General features: G+C 63.9%; 21 protein-coding genes. 2 read left to right on the forward strand and 19 right to left on the reverse strand.

Annotation, left to right across the window (positions count from 1 at the left end; translation table 11 throughout):
- Window positions 1–16: 16 nt before the first annotated feature.
- The 19 genes from C4J90_RS02195 to C4J90_RS02285 are packed head-to-tail and all read right to left on the reverse strand — an operon-like array spanning window position 17 to window position 16,912.
- The gene (locus tag C4J90_RS02195; RefSeq protein WP_124413629.1) at window positions 17–1,243 is read right to left on the reverse strand and encodes a beta-ketoacyl-ACP synthase; all 1,227 of its coding nucleotides are present in this window, start codon (window positions 1,241–1,243) and stop codon (window positions 17–19) included.
- Window positions 1,243–1,971, reverse strand: coding sequence for a 3-oxoacyl-ACP reductase FabG (gene fabG, locus C4J90_RS02200; protein ID WP_124419114.1), 729 nt, complete (start codon window positions 1,969–1,971; stop codon window positions 1,243–1,245). Before fabG ends, C4J90_RS02195 begins: the two co-directional genes overlap by 1 nt.
- Window positions 1,968–2,429, reverse strand: a complete 462-nt coding sequence (locus C4J90_RS02205; protein WP_124360932.1) for a hotdog family protein — start codon at window positions 2,427–2,429, stop codon at window positions 1,968–1,970. The genes fabG and C4J90_RS02205 overlap by 4 nt, the downstream gene beginning before the upstream one ends.
- Window positions 2,426–3,592 (reverse strand): beta-ketoacyl-[acyl-carrier-protein] synthase family protein, encoded by a 1,167-nt coding sequence (locus C4J90_RS02210; RefSeq protein WP_124419115.1) that lies wholly within the window; start codon window positions 3,590–3,592, stop codon window positions 2,426–2,428. The genes C4J90_RS02205 and C4J90_RS02210 overlap by 4 nt, the downstream gene beginning before the upstream one ends.
- On the reverse strand, window positions 3,589–4,071 hold the full coding sequence (locus C4J90_RS02215) for a hypothetical protein (RefSeq protein WP_124419116.1): 483 nt from the start codon (window positions 4,069–4,071) through the stop codon (window positions 3,589–3,591). Before C4J90_RS02215 ends, C4J90_RS02210 begins: the two co-directional genes overlap by 4 nt.
- Window positions 4,068–4,817, reverse strand: a complete 750-nt coding sequence (locus tag C4J90_RS02220; RefSeq protein WP_124419117.1) for a class I SAM-dependent methyltransferase — start codon at window positions 4,815–4,817, stop codon at window positions 4,068–4,070. The genes C4J90_RS02215 and C4J90_RS02220 overlap by 4 nt, the downstream gene beginning before the upstream one ends.
- Window positions 4,814–6,061, reverse strand: coding sequence for an NAD(P)/FAD-dependent oxidoreductase (locus C4J90_RS02225; protein ID WP_124413633.1), 1,248 nt, complete (start codon window positions 6,059–6,061; stop codon window positions 4,814–4,816). Before C4J90_RS02225 ends, C4J90_RS02220 begins: the two co-directional genes overlap by 4 nt.
- Before the next feature lie 33 nt (window positions 6,062–6,094).
- Complete coding sequence (locus tag C4J90_RS02230) at window positions 6,095–8,413, reverse strand: MMPL family transporter (RefSeq protein WP_124419118.1); 2,319 nt, start codon at window positions 8,411–8,413, stop codon at window positions 6,095–6,097.
- Entirely contained in the window at window positions 8,397–9,080 is a 684-nt protein-coding gene (locus C4J90_RS02235) for an outer membrane lipoprotein carrier protein LolA (RefSeq protein ID WP_124419119.1), read from the reverse strand. Before C4J90_RS02235 ends, C4J90_RS02230 begins: the two co-directional genes overlap by 17 nt.
- Window positions 9,077–9,502: a thioesterase family protein gene (locus C4J90_RS02240; protein ID WP_124419120.1), complete on the reverse strand. Its 426-nt coding sequence runs from the start codon at window positions 9,500–9,502 to the stop codon at window positions 9,077–9,079. The genes C4J90_RS02235 and C4J90_RS02240 overlap by 4 nt, the downstream gene beginning before the upstream one ends.
- Window positions 9,495–11,036: a histidine ammonia-lyase gene (gene hutH, locus C4J90_RS02245; protein WP_124419121.1), complete on the reverse strand. Its 1,542-nt coding sequence runs from the start codon at window positions 11,034–11,036 to the stop codon at window positions 9,495–9,497. The genes C4J90_RS02240 and hutH overlap by 8 nt, the downstream gene beginning before the upstream one ends.
- Entirely contained in the window at window positions 11,020–11,955 is a 936-nt protein-coding gene (locus C4J90_RS02250) for a glycosyl transferase (protein ID WP_124360941.1), read from the reverse strand. The genes hutH and C4J90_RS02250 overlap by 17 nt, the downstream gene beginning before the upstream one ends.
- Window positions 11,952–12,686 (reverse strand): glycosyltransferase family 2 protein, encoded by a 735-nt coding sequence (locus C4J90_RS02255; protein ID WP_124419122.1) that lies wholly within the window; start codon window positions 12,684–12,686, stop codon window positions 11,952–11,954. Before C4J90_RS02255 ends, C4J90_RS02250 begins: the two co-directional genes overlap by 4 nt.
- A complete protein-coding gene (locus tag C4J90_RS02260; RefSeq protein WP_124419123.1) occupies window positions 12,679–14,349 on the reverse strand; it encodes an acyl-CoA synthetase family protein in 1,671 nt (556 codons plus the stop codon). Before C4J90_RS02260 ends, C4J90_RS02255 begins: the two co-directional genes overlap by 8 nt.
- Window positions 14,346–14,891, reverse strand: coding sequence for a hypothetical protein (locus C4J90_RS02265; RefSeq protein WP_124365556.1), 546 nt, complete (start codon window positions 14,889–14,891; stop codon window positions 14,346–14,348). Before C4J90_RS02265 ends, C4J90_RS02260 begins: the two co-directional genes overlap by 4 nt.
- Entirely contained in the window at window positions 14,888–15,142 is a 255-nt protein-coding gene (locus C4J90_RS02270) for an acyl carrier protein (RefSeq protein ID WP_003209389.1), read from the reverse strand. The genes C4J90_RS02265 and C4J90_RS02270 overlap by 4 nt, the downstream gene beginning before the upstream one ends.
- Window positions 15,143–15,151: 9 nt before the next feature.
- A complete protein-coding gene (locus C4J90_RS02275; protein WP_124360945.1) occupies window positions 15,152–15,427 on the reverse strand; it encodes a phosphopantetheine-binding protein in 276 nt (91 codons plus the stop codon).
- Window positions 15,405–16,217: a 1-acyl-sn-glycerol-3-phosphate acyltransferase gene (locus C4J90_RS02280; protein ID WP_124413641.1), complete on the reverse strand. Its 813-nt coding sequence runs from the start codon at window positions 16,215–16,217 to the stop codon at window positions 15,405–15,407. Before C4J90_RS02280 ends, C4J90_RS02275 begins: the two co-directional genes overlap by 23 nt.
- Window positions 16,193–16,912 carry a beta-ketoacyl synthase chain length factor gene (locus C4J90_RS02285; RefSeq protein ID WP_124360947.1) on the reverse strand — a complete coding sequence of 240 codons (720 nt, stop codon included), beginning with the start codon at window positions 16,910–16,912 and terminating at the stop codon, window positions 16,193–16,195. The genes C4J90_RS02280 and C4J90_RS02285 overlap by 25 nt, the downstream gene beginning before the upstream one ends.
- A gap of 315 nt (window positions 16,913–17,227) precedes the next feature.
- Between C4J90_RS02285 and C4J90_RS02290 the strand changes: the two genes are divergently transcribed.
- Window positions 17,228–17,998, forward strand: a complete 771-nt coding sequence (locus C4J90_RS02290) for a ParA family protein (protein WP_124419124.1) — start codon at window positions 17,228–17,230, stop codon at window positions 17,996–17,998.
- Window positions 17,999–18,482: 484 nt separating this feature from the next.
- Complete coding sequence (locus tag C4J90_RS02295) at window positions 18,483–18,701, forward strand: DUF6124 family protein (protein WP_177413386.1); 219 nt, start codon at window positions 18,483–18,485, stop codon at window positions 18,699–18,701.
- The last annotated feature ends 19 nt before the right edge of the window (window positions 18,702–18,720 follow it).

Consider the following 18,720-nt stretch of genomic DNA (forward strand, 5'->3'; position numbering starts at 1 on the left):
CCAATCGTTTTAAAAGTCAGGACCAGCGGCGGAAGATCAACGAGGTGTTGACGCCGCCGAAGGCAAAATTGTTGTTCATCACGTAGTCGTGATGCATCTCGCGAAAGCCACCCTGCAGGTAATCCAGCTCGCCGCAGTGCGGGTCGACGGTGTCCAGGTTGAAGGTGTGCACGTATTGGTCGCGGTTCATCATCTCGATGCTGAACCATGACTCCAGCGCCCCGCACGCGCCCAAGGTGTGGCCAAGGAAACTCTTCTGCGAACTGATGGGCATGCGAGGGCCGAACAGGCTGCTGGTGGCCAGGGTTTCGGCGATGTCGCCCTGGTCGGTGGCGGTGCCGTGGCCGTTCACGTAGCCGATGGCGGACGGCTCAAGCCCGGCATCTTCCAGCGCCAGTTCCATGGCGCGACGCATGGTTTTCTGTTCCGGGCGGGTGGTGTGCTGGCCGTCGGCATTGCTGCCGAAACCGACCAGTTCCGCATGAATATGCGCACCCCGCGCCAACGCGTGTTCCAACTCTTCCAGCACCAGCATGCCGCCGCCTTCACCAATTACCAGCCCATCGCGGCCGCTGTCGTAGGGGCGCGGGCTGGTTTGGGGCGCGTCGTTTTTCAGGCTGGTGGCGTAGAGCGCATCGAACACCATTGCCTCGGTGGGGCACAGCTCTTCGGCGCCTCCGGCCAGCATCAAGGGCAGGCGGCCGAACTTGATCGCCTCGTAGGCATAACCGATGCCCTGGCTGCCGCTGGTGCAAGCGCTGGACGTGGGGATCAAGCGGCCGGTCAGGCCAAAGAAGATGCTGATATTTGCTGCCGTGGTGTGCGGCATCATGCGCACATAGGAGTTGGCATTCAGCCCCTCGGCCACCGAGTTCAGCAGCATGTTGCCGAACGCCTTGATCTCATCGGTGCTGCCGGTGGACGAACCACACGCCACGCCCATGCGCCCGTCCTTGATCGACGCGTCGCCGAGCAGGCCGGCATCCTGCAACGCCTGCTCCGCCGCCCACACCGCCAGTCGCGAGACACGGCCCATGCTGCGCAGCTGCTTGCGCGTCCAGTGCGCGGGCACGACGAAATCATCAATCGGCCCGGCCAGGCGCGTGTTCAATTCGGTAAAACGGTCCCACTCATCCATGCGCCGGATGCCGCTGCGGTTGGCGCGAAAGTTGGCCGCGATGGTGTCCCAATCGCTGCCTAGGGAGGTCATGCCGGCCATGCCGGTGACGACGACGCGCTTCATCAGCACAAGCCCCCGTTCACGGCCAACACCTGGCGCGTGATATAGCCGGCTTCGGCCGACATCAGGAAGTTCACCGCCCCGGCGACTTCTTCCGGGGTGCCCATGCGCTGCGCCGGGATCATCTTCATCAGCTCTTGCACCGGGACGTTTTCATCCAGCATGGCGGTGTCGATCAAGCCCGGTGCGACACAGTTGACGGTGATCTTGCGCTTGCCCAGCTCGATGGCCAGCGCTTTGGCTGCGCCGATCAGGCCCGCCTTGGACGCGCTGTAGTTGACCTGGCCACGGTTGCCGATCAGCCCGGAAACCGAGGTGATGCACACGATGCGCCCGGCGGCGCGCCGACGAATCATCGGCATCATCACCGGGTGCAGCACGTTGTAGAAACCGTCGAGGTTGGTGCGCATCACCACGTCCCAGTCATCTTCCGACAGGGCCGGGAAGGCGCCGTCGCGGGTCAGGCCGGCGTTGAGCACCACGCCGTAATAAGCACCGTGCTGCTCCACATCGGCTTCAAGGATTGCCTTGCACGCGGCGCGGTCTGCCACATCGAATTGCAGCACCCGCGCCTGGCGGCCCAGGGCTTGGATTTCGACCTGTACCGCGCAGGCTTCGGCATGCCCGCTGCGGCAATGCAGCACGATGTCATGCCCGGCCTGGGCCAGGCGCAGGGCAATGGCGCGGCCGATGCCACGGCTGGAGCCGGTGACCAGTACGGATTCAGTCATGGCGTTTCGTCCTTCGTTTCAGCTAAATAGTTGGCCGCCTGGGGCGGTCGAAATACGTTCAAGCGTGCGCTGGCCTGGATTCCATCGCCAGTGAGGTGGCATTCGAACACCCCCATGCCATTGTCGTCTTCCAGGGAGCGCAGGCCGTGGATGTTCAGCTCGGCGCCGGCGGGGAAGTGCGCCACGTTGCACTCGAATTTACGCGTGCCCAACAGGAAGCCCAGTTCCACCGCCAGGCCTTGCTGGCGCGCGCGGCAACCGGCATAGGCGGCGACGCTTTGCGCCATCAACTCGATACCGACCCAGGCCGGCAGGCTGCCGTCTGCGCGGTTGAACAGGCCACCAGGCTTGACGGTGAGGCGGGTATGCACCTGCTCTTCATCGAACGACAGCACCTGGTCGATCAGAATCATGTCGCCCGCGTGGGGCAGCAGTTCGGCGAGTGGCCAATCGATCATGGGGCCTCTCCAATAATCAGGCTGACGTTGTTGCCGCCGAAGGCAAACGAGTTGCTCATCAGGTAGGGTTTTTCCAGGGTGTCGCCCTTGTGCGCCCACTGCAACGCGGGCAGCGCCGGGTCAAGGTGGCCGTCCCACACATGGGGCGGGACAAGGCCGTGAGTCAGGCTCAACCAGCAGAACGCCGCTTCCAATGCGCCCGCCGCGCCGAGGGTATGGCCGCTCATGGGTTTGGTCGACGAACAGGCCACGCCGCCCGGAAACAGGTTGGCGACCGCCTGGCTTTCCATGGCGTCGTTGTGTTGGGTCGCGGTGCCGTGCAGGTTCAAGTAACCGATCTGCGCGGGCGTAAGTTTCGCGCCGGCCAAGGCCTTGCGCATCGCCTGCAACGCCCCCTTGCCGCTGGGCTCGGGCGCGGAGATATGGTGCGCGTCGCAACTGGCGCCACTGCCCAGCAGGGCGACCGGCGCCGCCTCGCGGCTCATCACGAACAACACCGCCGCTTCGCCGATATTGATGCCGTCGCGGTTCACCGAGAACGGATTGCAGCGCTCGGCAGACACCGCTTCCAGCGCGGTAAACCCGTTCAGCGTCAGCCTGCACAGGCTGTCGACGCCGCCGCAGAGCACCGCATCGCACACGTCCAGGTCGAGCAGACGCTGGGCGCTCATCAGCGCGCGGGCGCTGGACGTGCAGGCGGTGGAAATCACATAGGCCGGGCCGCTCAACTGCAGCCAGTCGGCGAGGAAATTCGCCGGAGCGCTGAGTTCCTGCTGCTGGTAGTCGTAGTCGCCAGGGAACGCGTGATCGCGCAGGTAGTGGGCAATGCCGCGACTGGCTTCATCGATGCCCGAAGTGCTGGTACCCAGCACAACGCCCACCCGTGAGGCGCCGTAGGTGTCGATCACCTGGCGAATCTGCGCCTCGATCTGCAACGCCGCTTCCAGCAGTAACTGGTTATTGCGGCTGCTCTGCTGGCCCAATTGCGCCGGAATGGTTGCCAGCTCGCCGCGCACCGCCGCGACCGGCACCACGCGCTCCGGCACCCAGCCGCTCTCGGCGCGCATGCCGCAACAGTCACCGGCAAACAGGCTGCGGCTGACCTCGGCCTGGCCGCGCCCGAGGGCACAGATTACGCCGAGGGCATTGAGGTAGGCAGTCATCGGCCGGCTCCCAGCGGAGTAATGCGATAGCTCAACGGTTGGCCCGCCATGTTCACGCTGAACACCTCCGAGGACTGATAGACGATTTGCCAATGGCCCGGCAGCGTTCGCGTGAGGTCCCTGGCCTGAGCCGAAGGATACAGCGCACGCACGTCATCTGCCGAGGCCAGGGCAAACAGCAGCGCGGCGAACAGTTCTCGCGCCTGGGGATTGGGCGGTAGCAAGCCATCGGCCTGCCATTGCCCGTCGATCAGCTTCTGCCGGGCCTGGGGAATGCCCAGCGGATCCATCAACGACCAACGAATCGCCGCGTCTTCACGCTGGATCACCAACAGCCAGTCCTGGCTGCGCTCGCCCTCCAGGCGTTGCACATGCAATTGCATCGGCAAGGCCAGCGCCGGGATTTTCTCGGGTAACGGCGCCTGGCTGGCGCACGCGCTGAGCAGCAACAGGCAACCCATCAACAGCCAGCGCATCATGAGCTCGCGGCCTCTAACGGTTTGCGCGCCACACAGTTGACCAGGGTTTCCTCACGCTGGCCCACCGGCGGCGCCTTGCGCAGGCCCCAGCGTTCCAGCAGGCCGAAATCGCTGGAGCGGCTCCACCACAGATAGGGATACGAGACGTTCTGCGCGCCGAATTCAAAGCCTTGCTCGCGCAGCATCTGCAGATACTCTTCGGCGCTTTTCTGCACGTGCATTGGGTGGCGGAACAGCCAGCGGATTACCCAGGTGTCGATATAGGCCTCGGTGGACTCGGCAAACAGCAAATAGCCGCCCGGCTTGAGTACCCGATAAAACTCCTTGAGTGCGCGATGTTGCTCGACCAGGTGGTGGAAGGTCTGGTGGCAAAACACGATATCGACGCTGGCGTCGGGGACTTCGAGGGTGGCGCAGTCGCTGGCGATCAGCTCCACGGCCAGGCTCTGGCGAGCGGCTTCTTCGCGGCTCAGGGCCAGGCTGTGAGGGTCGGCATCCAGGCCGATCAGGCGCGAGGGCGCAAAGACCTGCTGCAGCAAGTTGAAGGATTTGCCCTGGCCGCAGCCGGCGTCGAGCAACACCGGCGCCACTGGCAGCGGATCGCTGAACAGGCTGCGCAGGTCGTTGATCGCCACGCGCAACACATGGTGCTGCCAGGTGTGGCTGCGCAGGAACCAGAAGCCGAACCGGGTTTCTTCGACGTAGTTCTTACTCAGGTAGTTTTTTTCAACGGCAGGGCTGGTCATACCGTCTCACTCGCGCAGATCTGCGACAACATGCGCAGGCGCCGCTTGGGCTCGCTGACGAACGGGTTGCGTTCATCCCAGGCGTAACCGGCGAGAATCGAACTGATCATGCGGCGAATCTCCGGCGAACTGCCGGCGTGGAAAATCACATCCTGGAACGTTCCGGCGTACCAGCCTTCGACGTAGCAGCGGAAGGTGTCGACGCCGCGCTTCAACGGCTCGGCAAACTCGGTTTGCCAGTCCACCGTTTCGCCTTGCAGTTGGCGATGCAGCAAGCCGGCGGCCATGCTCGCCGAGCGCATGGCGATGGTCACGCCGGACGAGAACACCGGGTCGAGAAATTCTGCCGCGTTGCCCAGCAGCGCAAAGCCCGGACCGTGCAGGGTTTTGACGTTGGCCGAATAGCCGCCGATGCTGCGCGCCGGGGTGTCCCACACGGCGTTTTGCAGCACGCCGGACAGGCTCGGGGTTTGCTCGATAAACCCGCGCAGGCAGGCGTCGAGGTCGCCGTCGCGGCCGTCGAAGTGCTCCTTGGCCGCGACCACGCCCACCGAGCAACGGCCGTTGCTGAACGGGATGGTCCAGAACCAGATATCGCGCTTCTCGGGATGGGTGGTCACTAGAATCTTGGTGCGGTCGAAGCCTGGGTGTTCGATGCGGTCTTCGACGTGGGTGAACACGGCCTGGCGCAGCGGGAAATTCGATGGGGCTTCAAGGTCCAGCAGGCGCGGCAACACGCGGCCATAGCCGCTGGCATCCAGCACGAATTTGGCCTTGAGGTGGTACTCGCTGCCATTCTCGCGGCGTACGTGCAGGTAACGACACTCGCCGGAAAAGTCCACGCCGACGATGCTTTCGCCATAGCGGATTTCCACACCCTGCAGTGCCGCCTGATCGGCCAGCAGCTTGTCGAACTCGGCGCGCTGCACCTGGAAGGTCGTCGGCTTGCCGTTGCTGAAGGTGTCACCGAAATCGAACGCGCTGTAGCGCTCGCCCCAGGCGAACGCGGCACCGGTTTTCAGTTGAAAGCCGGCCGCCTGCACGGCGTCGAGCATGCCGGCTTCTTCGATAAAGTCGATGCAGTGCGACAGCAGGCTTTCGCCAATCGAGAAACGCGGAAAATGCTGGCGCTCGATAATCAATACATCATGCCCTTTGCGCTTGAGCAGCGCGGCCGCGATGGCCCCGGACGGCCCGGCACCGATCACCACCACTTGGCGACGTTCCATTTCAACTGTGGGCACGAAGGCTCCTTGCCGCTTTGGCGATAATCACATTCATAAGGCGTGTTTCTGTTGCCCGGCCCAGGGCGCCAGCATAAAGCTGAATGCCAGGCCGAGGCTGACCGACAGGCCGAAATTGCTCACTGCCGGGGTACTGGAGACGGCCAGCAGGCCGAACGATAACCAAGTGGTCAGCGCGGCCAGTAAGGTTCCCAGCAGGCTCACGGCCGCACCGCCGATCTGCTCGCGCATCAGGATCGCATAATCGACGCTGATAGCCGTGACCAGCAGCAGGCCGAACAGGCTGAACAGGGTCAGCGGCTGGCCCAGCCAACCGAGGCTGGCCAGGCTGCACAGCGCCGCCAGCAGCGGCAGCGCGACGATGCGCAAGGCGCCGATGAGGCCGAAGGGCAGCATCAACAGCACCACGATCAGCACACAAGACAGCAACTTCAACTCGGCGGCGCTGATTTGGGTATTGGCAAACACGCGGTTCAAGTCACCCAGGCGATCCACCAGTTGCACGCCGGGCAAGTCCACGGCCTGCACCCGCAGCAAGGCCGGGTTGTTCAGGCCTTGCAGGCTGACCATCGCCGCCACGCCGCCGTCTACCGGGCCCAGCCACAGCGTACGCCATGGCTCGGCCAGCGGGCCTTTGAGCGCGGCGTCGATGTCTTCGGTGGGCAGTGCCTGCAACTGCGCGACCTCGGCCTGCAGCGCGGCGGCGGGCACGCCGAGGTCCAGCAGCGGTTGCCAATGCTGCGCGAGTGTATCCAGCGCCGCGCGCAGTTGCTGCTGCTCGGCAGGCAGGTTGACCAGTTGATTCAGCGCCAGGTAACCCTGCAGCTTGTCCATGTTCACCAGTTGATCCAGGCGCTGGCCCAGCGCCGCTTGGCGTTCGAGTAACTGCTGCTGAGTGTCGGCGCGCACCAGGAAGAACTGGCTGGTGGGCTGGAACCCGGTGATGCGCGCCACGGCCTGGGCCTCCTGCAGCAATTGCGGCGGAGCGCCGATCCACTGGCGGATATCGTTTTTAGTGTTCAACTGCCACAGGCCACCGGCGCAGAACAACAGCACCCACACCAGCAGCACCGAGCCTGGTACGCGCTTGATCAATGCCGCCCGCCATTGCCACAAGCGTTCGGCGATGCGCAGCGGCCATTGTGCCGGGCGCAGCTCCACACCGCTGAGCAGCGCGGGCAGCAGGCACACGGCCGAGAGATAAGCACCGACCAAGCCGGCTGCGGAGAACACCGCGATTTGTGTCAGCGCCGGGAACGGCGTCCAGGCCAGGGCCAGGTAGCCGATGCAACTGGTGGCCAGGCTCAGGCTCAGCCCTGGCAGGGTCAGGCGCAATGCCGGCCAACTGCGCCAGGGTTGCAGGCTCCAGCTTTTGGACAGGTAGTGCAGCGGGTAATCCACCGCCACGCCGATCAAGCTCGAGCCCAGCACCAGGGTCATCACATGCATATGGCCGAACAGCGCCACACAGGCCACGGCGCCAAACAGCATGCCGACCACCACCGGCACGAACGCCAGCAGCACCCGCCAGCGCCGGAACGCCAGCAGCAGCAACAGCAGGATGCCCACGGTTGCGCCGCCGCCGACCCAGGTGATTTCCCGCGTGGCTTGCTGTTGCCCATTGGCCGCATAGAGCAAGCCGCTGGCGGCGAGCAGTTGCACACCTTGCTCGCCTGCCTCGGCGCGGCTGGCCTGGAGCAGATCGGCCACTTGCAGCGGCAGTTTCATATCGAACGCATTGCCGGTGGTGCGCGCCCGCAACAGCACCCAACTTTTGCCGTCGGCATCGGCGATCAGCGCGCCGCTGCCGATATCCAGCTGTACCGCCCCGTGTTGTGGCTGGCTGTTCTGGATGCGCCCGGTCAGGCCCAGCCAGTCGTCCTGGCTCGGCACCAGGCTGAAGCCGGTGAAGGGGTCGAACAGCGACTGCACACGCTGCTGGATGAAGGCCTCAGGCTGTTCGATCAGTTGCTCGCGGTCCTTGGCCGCCAGCATCGCCAGGCGGCCGCGCAGCAGCTGTTCGCGCAGCACCGGCAAGTCGGCTTGCAGGTTCCATTGCACCTTTTCAAACAGACCGCTGGCTTGCCAGCGCTCGGCCAGTTGCTGCGCCACGGCCAGCGCTCGTTGGCGGTCGGCATGCCCCACCAGCACCAGCATCTCGCGGTTCAGCGGCTCCTGCATGCGCTGCTCGGCTTTGAGTTCCAGGGCGTCCGGCGTATTGCCGGGCACCAGCTCCATCAAGTTGGCCGACAGCGGCGCACCCGCGCGCCACTGCCAGCCGGCCAGGGCCAATACGGCCACCAGCAGGATCAGGAACAGGCGCGGCAGCAGGCGCTCACTGGGCAAAGTCATGTTGCTCGGCAATGCTCAAAGGTTGGTCGGCGCTGCTGTCCTGCATGCGCAGCAGGGTGCTGTCGCCCTGGGTTTCCAGCAGCTCAATGGTATTGACTAGCTCGCCGCCGTCGATATTGATCTGGGTGAACACCTGCTTGAGCAGCAGCGAACGCGGGATCAGCGTCAGCTTCCATTGCTGGGCTTGCCCTTGCAGTTGCAGTTCGAAGTCACGCTGCAAGCCGCTGCTGTCGCCCTGCAGCACCGCGAGGAACAGGCGATTCTGCTCGGCGCCGGCGCTCTTGTTGGGCAGCAATTGCCAGCCGTTGGCGTCACGCCGGGCGATGCCCTGGGCGCTGATGCGGTAGTCCTGTTGCAGCGGGGTCTTCAACAGCCACAGCAAGCCGTAGTCCTTGGCGAGCACGAAGGTGCCTTTGCTGACCAGCGGCTGGGGCAGGGCGCGCAGGTGTTTTTCCTGGATGAAGTTGCCGTGGATCACGCGGGGTTTGGCCAATTGATCGCTCAGTTGCTGCAGGTCGAAGGCGTGGGCGCTGAAACTCAGCAACGCGGCGGCCACTGTAAGAGCGAGCTTGCTCGCGAAAAACCTGAGGGCCCTGCGGGGGGTCAGGTGCTGCGGGTTATCGTTGGCGATCTTCGCGAGCAAGCTCGCTCCTACAGGGGATCTCATTTCAGGGCCCTTTCTACGGCGTCGGTGAAGACTTTGGGCGAGGCCAGCTGCATCTCGCGGCTGGCGATCTCTACCGCCACTTGCACGGTGCTGGCGCGGGTCAGGCGTTCGCCGCTGGTGAGGTCGGTGATCAGGTAATTGATCTTCAAGCGGTTCTCCCACTCCACCAGGCTGGCGCGCACGTTGAGGGTTTGGCCGAAGGTCGCGCCGCGTACATAGCGCAGCTGCATGTCGATGATCGGCCAGGCGTAGCCGGCTTCGAGCATCGCGGTGTAGTTGTGGCCGATCTTGTCCAGCAGCGCGCAGCGCGCCACTTCCAGGTATTTCACGTAATGCCCGTGCCACACCACGTTCATCGAGTCGATATCGAAAAACGGCACGAGGATTTCAGTGTCGCTGTGCAATACGCCGGGGCTACGCATGCAGCCTCCAGTGTTGCGCGGCAATACGTTGCAGGCACAGGCGCAGTTCGCCTTCCAGGGCGCGGTCTTCAATGACCGGCGGGAAATCCTTGGCCAGTGCTTCATGCATCGCCGCCAGCGCCGGCGGCAACGGCCGGGCATCGTCGGCCTGGGCGCGCAGCCATACTCCTTGGTTGGCGGCGAGCAAGGTGGCGGCGGCAACCTGCTCGGTCAACTCCAGTACGCGGATCGCATCGCGGGCGGCGATGGTGCCCATGCTCACTTTGTCCTGGTTATGGCACTCGGTAGAGCGCGAAAACACGCTGGCCGGCATGGTGTTTTTCAGCGCTTCGGCGGTCCAGGCGCTGGTGCCGATCTGCACGGCCTTGAAGCCATGGTTGATCATCGCGCGGTCGGCCGGCGCGCCCGACAGGTTGCTCGGCAGGCCGTGGTTGTAACGCACGTCCACCAGCAGCGCCAGTTGGCGGTCGAGCAGGTCGGCGACGTTAGCCACCAGGGTTTTGAGGCTGTCCATGGCAAAGGCGATGTGCCCGCCGTAGAAGTGCCCGCCGTGCAGCACGCGTTCGGCTTCGGCATCGATGATCGGGTTGTCATTGGCGCTGTTCAGCTCGATTTCGATAAACGAGCGCAACCAATTCAGGCTGTCGGCCAACACGCCGAGCACATGGGGCGCGCAGCGCAGCGAATAGCGATCCTGCAGGCGATGCAGCGGTGCGGTCGGTGCATCGATAGCCAGGTCCTGGCGCAGCCAGGCGGCGACTTGCATCTGCCCGGGGTGGGGCTTGGCGGCGAACAGGCGTTCGTCGAAGTGTTCCGGGTTGCCTTGCAGCGCCACCACATTGAGCGCGGTGATGCGCGTGGCCAGGTGCAGCAGGTAGTCGGCGCGGGCGAAGGCCAGGCAGGCAATGCCCGTCATCACCGCAGTGCCGTTCATCAACGCGAGGGCTTCCTTGGGCCGCAGTACCAGCGGCGCCCAGCCCAGTTCGCGGTGCACGTCGGCGGCTTGGCGCCGTTCGCCACGAAACAGCACTTCACGCTCGCCGGACAAGGTCGCCGCCACATACGACAGCGGCGTCAGGTCGCCGCTGGCGCCCACCGAGCCTTCTTCTGGAATCAGCGGCAGCACATCGTGTTCGAGGAAACCCTGCAGGCGCTCCAGCAGTTCCACGCGCACGCCCGACACGCCATGGCACAGCGACTGCAAGCGCGCCGCCAGCACGGCGCGGGTGGCTTGGGCGTCGAGCAATTTGCCCAGGCCGCAACCGTGGAAGGTGTAGAGATGACGCGGCAGCGCTTCGACATGGTGCAACGGCACCGCGACCACGCACGAGTCGCCGTAACCGGTGGTCACGCCGTAGATCACGCCTTCCTTGTCCAGCAGCGAGTCAAGAAACTGCGCGCCCTTGGCGATGCGCTGGCGATACGCGGCATCGTTCTGCAAGCGGGTAGGCACCTGACGGTTGGCCAGGGCCAGTACGTCTTCGATGCGCAAGGGGCGTTCGCCAAAGGTGATCGGCTCAAGAGGCGTCGTCATCGGTCTTCCAGAAAGGGTAAAAGTTGAACCACTGTTGAGGCGCCTGCAGGCAGAACTCACCCAGGCGTGCGGCGTAGCGGGCGGTCCACAGGGCGATGACCTGCTCGCGGGTGCTGCGCTTCCATTCGATCGATTGGGCGAAGGGCTCGATGGTCAGGCGATAGCGGCCCTGGTGCTTGAGGCACATCAGCAGGTTGACCGGGCATTTGAGCAGGCCGGCCAGCAACCACGGGCCTTGGGGGAACGCGGCTGCATGCCCGAGGAAATCCACGCACACTGTGCGCCCGCCGTGCAGCGGGATGCGGTCGCCGGCAATCGCCAGCCACTCGCCGTCGTCCAGGCGCTGGCTGAGCAGCAGCATGGTGGCCGGGTCCAGCTCGCTGACCTGGATCAGGCGCAAATGGGTCGCGCCCGCTTCGCCCAGCAGGCGATTGAAACGCTCGGCATGCTTGGTGTGCACCAGCACATTCATGGTGACGCGTTCGCCGATTTCCGCCAGGGCGCGGCACACTTCCAGGTTGCCCAGGTGCGCGCCCACCAGCATCTGCCCGCGCTCGCCTCGCAATTGGCCGCGTAATTGCGCCGGGTCGTTGATGTCGATCTGTTCCAGGCGCAGCTTGCCGTTCCACACGTCCAGCTTGTCGAGCAGTGAGTCGGCGAAGGCCATGAACTGGGCAAAGACCGTCCTGTGGCTCGGCAGCAGGTCATCACGCCCGCTCCACTGCGCCAGGCGCTGCTGGTAGTGCCAGGCGCTCTGGCGCGCGGTGCGGCCGAACAGGAAAAAGTACAACACAATGCTGTAGAGCAACGGGCTCAACAGGCGGCGACCGAGGACTTTTGCCGCGACCGCCGTGAGTTTCATCAACCAGAAGCTGCCGCGCTCCTCGCGATCGGCCCAGTGTTTGCCGCTGTCGCTCATGCCTGCCACCGGCGCCACAAAATGGCCGGCGCGCGCACCAGCATGCCGAAGAACAGCCGCGTGTGCATAGCGCTGATGCGCACGTTGTCGCGGAACAGGCGGAAGTGCGACAGGCCGTCGGCGGGGTAATGCACCTGGGTCGGCAGCCAGCGCATGGGCTGGTTGCGCCAGGCCAGGCGCACGAGGATGTCCGAGTCGAAATCCATGTGTGTGCCAATGTAGGCCGAGTCCATCAGCGCCAGCGTGGGGGCCAGCGGGTACACGCGAAAGCCGCACATCGAGTCGCGAATCTGCAGCGACAGGGTGTTGATCCACACCCACACGTGGGTCAGGTAGCGTGCGTAGAGGCGGCCTTTGGGCACGCTGTCGTCGTATTCGGGGTAGCCGCAGATGACGGCGTCGGGGTGCCGGCGGGACGTGTCGATAAAGGTCTCGACTTCGCGCAGGTCATGCTGGCCGTCGGCATCCACCTGCAGGGCATGGGTGTAACCCAGTCGCGCGGCTTCGCGAAAGCCCGCCATGACCGCGCCGCCCTTGCCCTCGTTGCGGGGCAGTGTCAGCAGGGTGACGTGTTCCAGCGTCGCCAAGTGGGCCAGCACTGCCGCGCAGGCCGCGCTGCTGCCGTCGTCCACCAGCAGGCAGGGCAGGCCGCTGTCCAGCAGGCTCTGGACCACGGCGGGCACGGCGGCTTCGTGGTTGTAGACCGGGATCAGGGCGCAGGGGTTATGCATGTGCGGCCTCCAGCACTATCCGCCCACTGGAGCAGGCGGCGACGCCATTGCGGTAGGCGAAGTACAACTTGCTGCGTTCGCGGTCAAAGCGCAGGTGCAATTCGATGTGATCGCCGGGGCGCACCAGTTGCTGGAACTTGAGCACTTCCATACCGGCGAACGTCGCTGGCAGGTCGAGCAATTGCTGGCCCAGGTTGAAGGCCCATTCCACCTGCACCACCCCAGGCAGCACCGGCGTCACCGGGAAATGCCCGCTGAAATAGGCCAGGTCCGGCGGAACGCTCAGTTGCAACGTCCATTCGCCGTCGGTTTCGACCTGCGCCAGCACCTCCGGCGCCTTGGGGCGCGGCGCCAGCAACAGCGCTTCGGTATCGGCCTGGGGCAGCTTGCCCTGGCTGTTGAGCGGCAATTGGCGCAGCAAACGCCAGCGGCGCGGCAAGGCCAGGGCTTCGCAATGCTGGCTCAGGTGTTCGCGCAGGGTTTGGGTCACCGTGCGCCGGCCCTGGTTGCGCAGGGCATGCAGGCCCTCGGCACTCAGCACCACCAGGGCGCCGAGTGAGGCGCGATTTTCCTGCACCACGCCCAGGCGGGTGTCGGCAACCCATGGATGGTGCATCAACGCCTGTTCGAGCATCGGCAAGGCGATGCGTTTTTCTTCCAGCTTGACGATGCGGTCCAGGCGCCCGAGCAGTTCGAAGCGGCCATCGGCATGGATGCGCGCGGCGTCGGCGGTCTGTTCGATATGCCCCTCGGGCAAGTAAGGCGAGGCAATGCGCAGGGCACCGTCGGCATCCTGGCTCAGCTGTACGTCGGTAAACGGCTGCCACGGCTGGGCACCCTGGCGCCAGGCGATACCGCCGGTTTCCGAGCTGCCGAGGATTTCCGTCGGCCATTGCTGCAAGCGGTCGTAGAGGCTGGCGGCGGCCTCGACAGGCAAGGCACCCCCGGAGGAAAACACCCGTGAGACGTGGCTCAGCGCCGGCCAGTCGAGGTTATCGCCCATGCGCTTGAGCAGCGCCGGGCTGGCCACCCAGGCGAAGTGCCGATGCTCGCGACTGGCGCGCTGCAGGTCCTCGGGGAATGCCAGCTGCCTGCGCCCAAAGGGGCGCCCGGCGCACAGCGGCCACAGCACGCGAAACAGCAAGCCGTAGATATGTTGGGTGGCGACGCTGCCGATGATGCAGGCGTCTTTCAGGTCGGCGCCCCACAGCGCTTCCAGCGCCTGGACCTCATTGGCCAGCTGGCGCAGGGACTTGTCGATGCGTTTGGGTTCACCGCTGGAGCCGGAGGTGCACAGGCTCAGTTGGCAGCTATCCAGGTCGAGTGCGGCCGGGCGCAGTGGCGTGTGATACAGCGCCTCCAGCTCCGATACCTGCGTCAGCCAGGCATCCACGGCGGCGTCCCAGCGTTGACGGGTCTGGGGTTGCAGGTCAGCCGGCAGCAGCACGCTGACCCCGGCACGCCAGGCGCCGAGCAGGGCAATCGCCAGCACGCCCGCGTCTTCCAGGTGCACCGCCAGGCGCTGTATGCCACGCGCTTGCAGGCCTGCCGCCAGGCGCAGGGATTGTTCCACCAGTTGTGCATGATTCAGCGCAGGCTCAATAGCGACCTGGCGGTGTTCCTGCGGCTCGAGCAGCAGATGCTCAAGTTTCAAACCTTTCATACGCGGCCTCGAACCCTTTGTCGTACCAGCCATTCCACGGCAAACAACAGCCCCATCAGCCCGTAGGCGATCAAGCCGTTGTACAACGTCCACCAGCTCAGCGGCGCCCACAGGGTGAGGGCGGCGGCGAGCAGGCCATTACCCAGGAAAAACACACTCCACACAACGGTGACCCGGCGCGTATACACAATTGCATGCGGCGGCAACTGCGGGTCGCTCATGCGCGCCAGGCGCTCGACCATCGGCGGCCCGTATTTAAGGCTCAGGCCGAACAGTGCCAGCATGAACGCGCTGACCAGGCTGGGGTACCAGCGCAGCCACTGCGGGTTATCGAACCAGGCCAGCGCCAGGCAAAACACAATCACCACCACCGCCATCCAGCGACTGCCGGGGCGTCGTGCAGCGGTGAGCGCGCGCAGCAGCCACAGGCTGCCCAGCAGCAGGCCGAATTGCCAGGGCGCAAAATGTTCGGTGCCGTAATACACCGCAAAGGGGTACAGCAGCCCCGCCAGCAACAGGCCAAGGCCGATCAGCCGGCTCATGCGGCGGGCTGGACCAGACGGTACACCGCCTCAACCACGTCATTCACAGTGCGCACCGCCTTGAACTCTTCGGCGGCGATCTTCTTGCCGGTCTGGCGCTTGATATGGTCGATCAGGTCCACCGCATCGATGCTGTCGATTTCCAGGTCCTGGTACAGGTTGGCATCGAGGGTGACGCGTTCAGGTTCCAGTTCAAACAGTTCCACCAAGGCGTCGCGCAGGGTGTTGAAAATATCGTCACGAGTTTGCATGGTCCGGTCTCAAGCTGCCTGTCTGGCCGTGACGAATGCCGCAAGGCTGGCCACGTTGGTGAAGTGATTGCGCGTGTCCTTGGCGTCGGCGTCGATCTTGATGCCGTACGTTTTCTGGATGGCCAGGCCCAGTTCCAGGGCGTCGACCGAATCCAGGCCCAGGCCTTCGCCGAACAGCGTCTGCTCGCTGCCGATGTCGTCGGCACTGATGTCCTCCAGGCCCAGGGCCTCGATGATCAGCGTCTTTATGTCGTGCTCAAGGCTAAGGCGGTGTTGGTCGCTCATCTTCGGCGAGCTCCTTAATGAAATAGTGATGCAGGTAATCGTTGAGCTTGCGTGACGCCTGGGGCGCGGGGCCCAGTGCGGCGAACGCCTGTGGTTCTATATCGGCACCCACGCGCAAACTGAAGTGGAATCGGCATCTGGGAATGCGATACCAGGGCTCGGCCTTGGTCAGGGTGGTGGGGCTGACCTTGATCACCACTGGGGTGATGATTGTCGCACCGCGCAGCGCAATGGCCGCGCCGCCGCGATGAAAGGCAGGTGGCGCGCCGGGTGTGGTGCGGGTGCCTTCGGGAAAGATGATCAGGGTCTGGCCGGCGCGCAGGGCGTCGGCCGCCGCGTCCAGCATGTCGGCGCTGCCGTCGTTGCTGATGTAGCCGGCGTCGCGCACCGGGCCGCGGGTAAACGGGTTCTGGAACAGGCTCTGCTTGACCACGCAATTGGTCTGGCGCATCAGGCCGATCAGGAACACGACGTCAATCAGCGACGGGTGGTTGGCGACGATCATCTGGCCGGGGCGGCCGAGTTTGTCCGCACCCTCGACGCTGTAGGTGAGGATGCCCAGAAACTTCATCATCCGGATAAAAAACCAGAACAGGCAACTGATGGTGTGGCGCGCGCGTCGTTGATGCTGCCTGGCGTCGCCCGGCAGGCAACTGAGCAGCGGGAATACCAGCAAGCGCAGGCACAGCCCGCCGACACCGAACATAAAGAAGCTGGTGGCCGTGGCGAGCAGGCGCCAGTAATAGGCCTGCCGTGGTTTGTCGGTCAGGATTTGCGTCGCCAGTTCCATACTCGGTTCTTCCAGGCATGTTGGCAGGCGCCCTGTTCGGTCAGCAGGGTGCGCAGCAGGTTCAGGGCGTGGGGCCACTGGGTTTGAGTGAGTTGGACCGCGCTGCTGTTTAGTTCCAGTTGCCACTCGTCGCCGGGCGTGAGCAGAAGGCCGAGGGCATAGGGGAAGGGCACGTCGGCGATCCAGCTGGCATACGCCTCGGGCGGTTGTTCCTCGGTAATCACCAGCAATACCGCCGGGGCGCCTTCGTTGAGCAACGCAACGGCTTCGAGCAGGCCGTGTTCGAGGCCATCGCCAGCGGCGGCGAGGGCGGTCATTTCGCTGGTTTCATTGCGCAGGATCGACCACAGGCCAATCACCGCATTGTGCACCGACAGGCTGAACTGGGTCGGCGACAGCGGCTGCTCGTTGGCCAGGTCGCTGAGGATGTCGAGGGTGCGCGGGGTCTCGCCGTGGCGCGAGACAAACACCAGGGGCAGCGCTTCATGGCCTTCGGCCAGCGGCCAGCCCACACTGAACGCCATGCGCGCCAGGCGGCTTAAGCGTCGGCGTTGCATGGCTGGCAAAAATGACACATCCGGGGAGGCATCGCTGGCGGGCAGCAACACCGGGTCCCGGCACCATGCCTGCCAGTCGTCCGCACGCTCCAGGCCAGGGGCCCAGGCGCGCCATTGGGCGATGTTGAAGTTGATCACTGAGAAGTTATCCCGCCCCTGCGGGCTTCCATGTGCGGCCAATGGCCCCGGATTCCGGGACAGAGGGCAATGGCCGAATGGCGCGCATTATCCCGGTGCCGTGGGCTTCTAGCAAATATTGGTAAAAATTTGTTCACGACGGATCACAAATAAATTGGACGAATTCACAAATTGTGCGCGATAGAGGGCCGAACTGGATTGTCGGAGCGTTCCCATTCATTCGTGGGCCAGACACAGGGTATGGATGAACGAGGTAGCTAACCGGCGCTTTTGCGCTCTACACTCGGTCATTCATTGATACACGGAGGTTTTCCCATGCGGCGCGTGGTGTTCAATCAGAAAGGCGGCGTGGGCAAGTCCAGCATCGCCTGCAACCTGGCGGCGGTCAGCGCCAGCGAAGGTTATCGAACCCTGTTGGTGGACCTCGATGCACAGGCCAACTCCACCCAGTATCTTACGGGGCTGACCGGCGACGATATCCCCATGGGAATCGCCGACTTTTTCAAGCAAACCCTGTCTTCCGGGCCGTTTTCGAAGAAAAACAAGGTGGATATCTACGAAACGCCGTTCGACAACCTGCACGTCATCACCGCCACTCCGGAACTGGCAGACCTGCAGCCCAAGCTCGAGGCCAAGCACAAGATCAACAAGCTGCGAAAGCTGTTGGATGAGTTGAGCGAGGATTACGACCGTATTTACCTGGATACGCCACCGGCGTTGAATTTCTATGCGGTGTCGGCGCTGATTGCCGCTGATCGTGTGCTGATTCCCTTTGATTGCGACAGCTTCTCGCGCCAGGCCCTGTATGGCCTGTTGGCTGAAATCGAAGAATTGAAGGAAGACCATAACGAAGGCCTGGAAGTCGAAGGCATTGTGGTCAACCAGTTCCAGGCCCGGGCGAGCCTGCCGCAGCAGATCCTCGATGAGTTGATTGCCGAAGGTCTGCCGGTATTGCCGGTGTACCTGGCCAGCTCCGTGCGCATGCGCGAGTCGCACCAGGAGAGCAAGCCGCTGATTCATCTGGATCCACGGCATAAGCTGACGCAGCAATTTGTGGAACTGCATAACCTGCTGGAAAACACCTGATCTCAAGCACTACACAGATCCAATGTGGGAGGGGGCTTGCCCCCGATAGCGGTATGTCAGCCAGCTTATCTATTGCTGACCCACTGCTATCGGGGGCAAGCCCCCTCCCACATTTGGATTGCATTCCAGTTGGGTTTCTGGGAATTGTCCTACGTAGGCTGTAGGAGCAGTCTGGCAGCAGGGGATTGGCCTTGTAACCTTGCCTACAGCTACGCCAGAATCCGCCGGCTTGTGCGTCTGGATGGGCGTCTCTAAGGTTTGCCGGTCGCTGAATGTTCAGTGATCGGGTTTAGTAGCCCACTCAGACGAAAGTACGTGCACCGCTTCAAAGCATGGCGCTTCTTGCCTGTCGATGGTAGCTGTGCGCAGGGCACCTTCGGGTGCGCCGGGTTTTGCTTTCGTTCTACCGGTCTACTAACCTGCGTACAGCTGCCGCCCCTTGTTTAGTAGCAAGCAGGCGATGGCCCTGGCAGAGAACGAAAATATGAATTTATTTACCGTTACACCCAACCTCCCCACCGAAGCGCTGGTCATCAACAGCTACGAAACCTTCGCCTCAGTCCGCACCTTATTACTCAACCTGTCCAACGACCTCACCGGCGAACACCGCGACGTGGCCCTGGCTATCCATCAATTGAGTGAGCTTGGCGTCATGCTGGTCAGCCAAATGATGGACCGCCAATCTCCACTGGCCCAAGGCTGAAACGCGGTCAAAATGTGGG

The organism is Pseudomonas sp. R2-60-08W (assembly GCF_003852335.1).
Lineage (GTDB): Bacteria > Pseudomonadota > Gammaproteobacteria > Pseudomonadales > Pseudomonadaceae > Aquipseudomonas.

What these genes read in the sequence shown, in the direction of transcription:
- C4J90_RS02195 (WP_124413629.1), bottom strand. Translation starts at nt 1,243, where the DNA reads ATGAAGCGCGTCGTCGTCACCGGCATGGCCGGCATGACCTCCCTAGGC.
- fabG (WP_124419114.1), bottom strand. Translation starts at nt 1,971, where the DNA reads ATGACTGAATCCGTACTGGTCACCGGCTCCAGCCGTGGCATCGGCCGC.
- C4J90_RS02205 (WP_124360932.1), bottom strand. Translation starts at nt 2,429, where the DNA reads ATGATCGATTGGCCACTCGCCGAACTGCTGCCCCACGCGGGCGACATG.
- C4J90_RS02210 (WP_124419115.1), bottom strand. Translation starts at nt 3,592, where the DNA reads ATGACTGCCTACCTCAATGCCCTCGGCGTAATCTGTGCCCTCGGGCGC.
- C4J90_RS02215 (WP_124419116.1), bottom strand. Translation starts at nt 4,071, where the DNA reads ATGATGCGCTGGCTGTTGATGGGTTGCCTGTTGCTGCTCAGCGCGTGC.
- C4J90_RS02220 (WP_124419117.1), bottom strand. Translation starts at nt 4,817, where the DNA reads ATGACCAGCCCTGCCGTTGAAAAAAACTACCTGAGTAAGAACTACGTC.
- C4J90_RS02230 (WP_124419118.1), bottom strand. Translation starts at nt 8,413, where the DNA reads ATGACTTTGCCCAGTGAGCGCCTGCTGCCGCGCCTGTTCCTGATCCTG.
- C4J90_RS02235 (WP_124419119.1), bottom strand. Translation starts at nt 9,080, where the DNA reads ATGAGATCCCCTGTAGGAGCGAGCTTGCTCGCGAAGATCGCCAACGAT.
- C4J90_RS02240 (WP_124419120.1), bottom strand. Translation starts at nt 9,502, where the DNA reads ATGCGTAGCCCCGGCGTATTGCACAGCGACACTGAAATCCTCGTGCCG.
- hutH (WP_124419121.1), bottom strand. Translation starts at nt 11,036, where the DNA reads ATGACGACGCCTCTTGAGCCGATCACCTTTGGCGAACGCCCCTTGCGC.
- C4J90_RS02250 (WP_124360941.1), bottom strand. Translation starts at nt 11,955, where the DNA reads ATGAGCGACAGCGGCAAACACTGGGCCGATCGCGAGGAGCGCGGCAGC.
- C4J90_RS02255 (WP_124419122.1), bottom strand. Translation starts at nt 12,686, where the DNA reads ATGCATAACCCCTGCGCCCTGATCCCGGTCTACAACCACGAAGCCGCC.
- C4J90_RS02260 (WP_124419123.1), bottom strand. Translation starts at nt 14,349, where the DNA reads ATGAAAGGTTTGAAACTTGAGCATCTGCTGCTCGAGCCGCAGGAACAC.
- C4J90_RS02265 (WP_124365556.1), bottom strand. Translation starts at nt 14,891, where the DNA reads ATGAGCCGGCTGATCGGCCTTGGCCTGTTGCTGGCGGGGCTGCTGTAC.
- C4J90_RS02270 (WP_003209389.1), bottom strand. Translation starts at nt 15,142, where the DNA reads ATGCAAACTCGTGACGATATTTTCAACACCCTGCGCGACGCCTTGGTG.
- C4J90_RS02275 (WP_124360945.1), bottom strand. Translation starts at nt 15,427, where the DNA reads ATGAGCGACCAACACCGCCTTAGCCTTGAGCACGACATAAAGACGCTG.
- C4J90_RS02280 (WP_124413641.1), bottom strand. Translation starts at nt 16,217, where the DNA reads ATGGAACTGGCGACGCAAATCCTGACCGACAAACCACGGCAGGCCTAT.
- C4J90_RS02290 (WP_124419124.1), top strand. Translation starts at nt 17,228, where the DNA reads ATGCGGCGCGTGGTGTTCAATCAGAAAGGCGGCGTGGGCAAGTCCAGC.
- C4J90_RS02295 (WP_177413386.1), top strand. Translation starts at nt 18,483, where the DNA reads ATGAATTTATTTACCGTTACACCCAACCTCCCCACCGAAGCGCTGGTC.